The sequence below is a fragment of the Corallococcus sp. 4LFB genome (assembly GCF_046520365.1).
Classification (GTDB): Bacteria; Myxococcota; Myxococcia; order Myxococcales; family Myxococcaceae; genus Corallococcus; species Corallococcus caeni.
The window spans coordinates 1-5,072 of the sequence record NZ_JBKGHJ010000553.1 but is presented as its reverse complement, the minus strand read 5'-3'; the positions used below and the strand labels follow the sequence as shown (position 1 = coordinate 5,072).

Here is a 5,072-nt window from a genome sequence, read left to right as displayed (position 1 = left end):
CGCGCGTGCGAAGCGCGTTCGGCGTGGAGCTGCCGCTGCGCGCCCTCTTCGAAGCCCCCACCGTCGCATCCCTCGCGGTGCGCGTGGACGAAGCCCTGCGGGCCCGTCAGGGTGTGAAGGTCCCGCCGCTGACGCCGATGGCGCGCACGGGCGACCTGCCGCTGTCCTTCGCGCAGCAGCGCCTGTGGTTCCTGGATCAGCTCCAGCCGGGCAGTGCCTCCTACAACGTGGCCACGGCGGTGCGTCTGGACGGCACGCTGGACGTCCCGGCCCTGGAGCAGGCCCTGACGGAGCTGGTGCGCCGGCACGAATCGCTGCGCACCACCATCCAGGCGCGTGAAGGCCAGCCGTTCCAGGTCGTCGCACCTCCGGGCCCCGTGGCCTGGGACGTCCTCGACGTGAGCGGCCATCCGCAGCGTGAGGCCGAGGCCCGGCGCATCGTCGATGCGTGGACGCGCGCGCCGTTCGACCTCGCGAAGGGCCCCCTGCTTCGCACGCGACTGGTGCGCCTGGGCGAGCGGGAGCACCTGCTCGCGATGGTGATGCACCACATCGTCTCCGACGGCTGGTCCATGGGCGTCCTCGTGCGCGAGGCCGTCGCGCTGTACGCGGCCCAGGTCGCCGGACGTCCCGCGCCGCTGCGCGAGCTGGGCGTGCAGTACGCGGACTACGCGGCGTGGCAGCGCGGCTGGTTGAAGGACGAGGTGCTCGGCGCGCAGGTGGCGTGGTGGCGCAAGCAGCTGGAGGGTGCGCCCCGGGTCATCGAGTTGCCCACCGACCACCCGCGCACCGCCGCGCCGCTGACTCGCGGTGCGCGCCGGACCACGACGCTTCCGCCCGCGCTGCGGGATGCGCTGTGGAGCCTGGGCCGCAAGGAAGGCGTGACGCCGTTCATGCTGCTGCTGGCGGCGTGGCAGGTGCAGCTGTCGCGCTACAGCGGGCAGGACGACATCAGCGTGGGCTCGCCCGTCGCGGGCCGCAACCGCACGGAGCTGGAGGGGCTCATCGGCTTCTTCGTCAACACGCTCGTGCTGCGCGCGCGCCTGGGTGACGGGCTCTCGTTCCGGGACCTGCTCAAGCAGGTGCGGGAGACGACGCTCGGCGCGCAGTCGAACCAGGAGGTGCCGTTCGAGAAGCTCGTGGAGGAGCTGAAGCCCGAGCGCGACCTCAGCCGCCCGCCGCTGTTCCAGGTGATGTTCACGCTCCAGGAGGCGCCCTCGCGCGAGGCACGGCTCCCGGGCGACCTGCGCCTGAGCCCCGTGGAGACGGGCACCGACGCCGCGAAGTTCGAGCTGTCCCTGTCCCTGGCGGACTCCGCGGACGGCTTGATCGCCGCGGTGGAGTACAGCCCGGACCTCTACGACGACAGCACCGCGGCCCGGATGCTCGGGCACCTGCGGGTCCTGCTGGAGGCCATCGTCGCGGAGCCCGGCCAGCGCGTCAGCGACCTGCCCCTGATGCCGGAAGCGGAGCGGCAGCAGGTGCTGGTGGCGTGGAACCGGACGGGGAAGGACTACGCGCGGAACGCCTGCGTGCAGCACCTGTTCGAGGCCCAGGCGGCGCGCACGCCGGACGCGGAGGCGGTGCGCTTCGAGGGACAGGTCCTCACGTACGCGCAGGTGGACGCGCGCGCGAACCAGCTCGCGCGGCGGTTGCGCGGCCTGGGCGTGGGGCCCGAGGTGCGCGTGGGCCTGTGCCTGGAGCGCTCGCCCGAGCTGGTGGTGGGCCTGCTGGGCATCCTGAAGGCCGGCGGCGCCTACGTCCCCATGGACGCGACGTACCCCGCGGAACGGCTGCGCTACATGCTCTCCGACGCGGGCGTGCGGGTGCTCGTGACGGTGGAGCGGTTGGCGTCGGCCCTGCCGCTCGCGGATGAGCAGGTGGTGCGGCTGGACGCGGACGCGGCGCTCCTGCGGGCGCAGCCGGAGACGCCGTGCGACGTGGCCGTGGACGCGGGCCACCTGGCGTACGTGCTCTACACGTCGGGCAGCACGGGCCAGCCCAAGGGCGTGATGGTCCCGCACGGCGGCCTGAACAACTACGTCGCGTGGTCGCTGGAGGCCTACGGCCTGGAGCGCGGCGTGGGCGCGCCGGTGCACTCGCCCGTGGTGTTCGACCTGACGGTGACCAGCCTCCTGGTGCGCTGGTCGCGGGACGCGGCGTGTGGCTGCTGCCGGAGTCGGACGGCGTGGAAGGGCTGGCGCGGGCGCTGCGGGCCCGGCCGGACTACAGCCTGGTGAAGCTGACCCCGGCGCACTGGGAGCTGCTGCGCCAGACGCTGCCCGCGGAGGAGGCGGCGGGGCGCGTGGGCGCGCTGGTGGTGGGCGGCGAGGCCCTGCCCCCGCGAGCCTGGACTTCTGGCGACGGCACATGCCGGGCACGCGGCTCATCAACGAGTACGGCCCCACGGAGACGGTGGTGGGCTGCGCGGTCTACGACGTGCCGCGCGACGCGGACGTGTCGGGAGGCGTGCCCATCGGACGGCCCATCGCGAACACGCGGCTGTACGTGCTGGACGCCCGGCTGCGGCCCGTGCCCCTGGGCGTGGCGGGCGGGCTGTACGTGAGCGGCGATGGCGTGACGCGCGGCTACCAGCAGCGCCCGGCGCTGACGGCGGAGCGCTTCGTGCCGGATCCGTTCAGCACGGAGCCGGGCGCGCGGATGTACCGCACCGGCGACGTGGCGCGTTGGCGCGCGGACGGACAGCTGGAGTACCTGGGCCGCGCCGACTTCCAGGTGAAGGTGCGCGGCTACCGCATCGAGCTGGGCGACATCGAGGCGGCGCTGGCGGCCCATCCCGGCGTGCGCGAGTCCGTGGTGGTGGTGCGCGAGGACGTGCCCGGTGACAAGCGGCTGGTGGGCTACGTCACGGGTGAGGCCGTGGACGTCGCGGCCGTGCGTGCTTCGCTCCAGCAGCGGCTGCCCGCGTACCTGGTGCCTTCGGCGCTCATGGTGCTGGAGTCGCTGCCCCTCACGTCCAACGGCAAGGTGGACCGCAAGGCCCTGCCGAAGCCGGAGGGCGAAGCGGGTGACCCGGACGTCACGGCCCCGCTCACGCCCACGGAGGAGCTGCTCGCGGGAGTCTTCGCGCAGGTGCTGGGCGTGGAGCGGGTGGGGCGCCGGGACGACTTCTTCGAGGTGGGCGGACACTCGCTGCTGGCGGCGCGGGTGGTGGCGCGGGTGCTCGCCGTCTTCGGCGTGGAGCTGCCCCTGCGTGAGCTGTTCGACGCGCCCACGGTGGAGAAGCTGGCGCTTCGCGTGGACGCACGGGCCCGGGCAGCGGATGCCCGTCCGGCTCCGGCGCTCGTGCCAGTGCCGCGCACGGAGGCGATGCCGCTGTCGTTCGCGCAGCAGCGGCTGTGGTTCCTGGAGCAGCTGGAGCCGGACAGCCCGCTCTACAACATCCCGAACGTCCTTCGCCTGGAGGGCACGCTCGACGTCGCGGCCCTGGAGCGAGCCTTCACCGCGCTCATCCAGCGCCACGAAGGACTGCGGACCACCTTCCACGCCGACGCGGAAGGCACGCCGTTCCAGCGCATCGCCACCGAGGGCAAGGTCGGCTGGGCCCAGCTCGACCTCCGCGACCGTCCCGACGCGGAACGGGAAGCCCGCGAGCATGCCCGCGCCGAAGCGCTGCGCCCCTTCAACCTGGGCCAGGGACCGCTGCTGCGCGTGACCCTGGTGCGAACCGGCGAGCGTCAGCATCTGCTGGTCGTGGTCCTGCACCACATCGTCTCCGACGGCGCGTCCGCGAGCGTGCTGGTGCGCGAGCTTGGAGCGCTCTACGCGGCCTTCAGCTCGGGGCGTCCTTCGCCGCTGCCGGCGCTGCCGTTGCAGTACGCGGACTTCGCGGTGTGGCAGCGTGAATGGCTGCGGGATGAGGCGCTGGACGAGCAGGTCGACTGGTGGCGGCGCGAGCTGGAGGGCGCCCCGGCCGCGCTGGAGCTGTCGACGGACAAGGCCCGTTCCGCGACGCCGACGTCGCGGGGCGGCTCCGTCCCGGTGGAGCTGTCGAAGCCGCTGTCGGACGCGCTGAAGACGCTGGGGCGCCGTGAGGGCGCCACGCCGTTCATGGTGCTGCTGGCCGCGTGGCAGACGCTCCTGTCGCGCTACTCCGGACAGGATGACATCAGCGTTGGCACGCCCATCGCGGGCCGGAGCCGCGCGGAGGTGGAAGGCCTCATCGGCCTGTTCCTGAACACGCTGGTGCTGCGCACGCGCGTGGCACCGGAGCGGACCTTCCGGCAGCTCCTGGGGCAGGTGCGCGAGACGACGCTGGGAGCGTTCGCGCACCAGCAGGTGCCGTTCGAGCGGCTGGTGGACGCGTTGAGGCCGGAGCGCGACCTGGGCCGCACGCCGCTGTTCCAGGCGATGCTGGTGTTCAACACGAAGGTGGACACCGCGCTGTCCCTGCCGGACCTGACCCTGCGTCCCGAGCCGGTGGAGGGCGAGCACACGAAGTTCGAGCTGAGCCTGTCACTCGCGGAGTCGGCGGAGGGCTTCCGGGGCGCGCTCGCGTACAGCACCGACCTGTTCGAGCAGGCGACGGTGGAGCGGATGGTAGAGCACCTGCGGGTGCTACTGGAGGGCATCGCCGCGAATCCGGACGCGACCGTGAGCGCGCTGCCGATGCTGGCGGAGGCGGAGCGGGAGCAGGTGCTGAGGACGTGGAACCAGACGGCGGAGGCGGTGCCGCTGGAGAGCATCCACGCGCAGTTCGAAGCGCAGGTGGAGCGCGTGCCCGGAGGCGTGGCGGTCGTCGCGGGAGGCAAGCAGCTGACGTACGCGGAGCTGGACGCGAAGGCGAACCGGCTGGCACGAGCGCTGGTGAACGAGGGCGTAGGCCCGGACGTGCTGGTGGGCCTGTACGTGGAGCGGACGGTGGAGGCGGTGGTGGGGATGCTGGGCATCCTCAAGGCGGGAGGAGGGTACGTGCCCATGGACACGTCCTTCCCGGAGGCCCGGGTGAAGGCCATCGCGGAGGACGCGGGGCTGCGCGTGGTGGTGACGCAGCGGACGCAGGCGGCGGACGTGGCGGGCCTGGGGCTCGTCACCGTCATCGTCGAAGCGGT

General features: G+C 73.1%; 2 protein-coding genes. Both read left to right on the top strand.

Features of this window, described 5'->3' with window-relative positions; genetic code table 11:
- Nucleotides 1–2,240: condensation domain-containing protein (locus tag ACLEQD_RS36645; protein WP_410390534.1), on the top strand; the 2,240-nt coding region annotated here is incomplete at its 5' end.
- Nucleotides 2,241–2,370: 130 nt separating this feature from the next.
- On the top strand, nucleotides 2,371–5,072 hold a 2,702-nt coding region (locus ACLEQD_RS36640), incomplete at its 3' end, for a condensation domain-containing protein (RefSeq protein ID WP_410390533.1).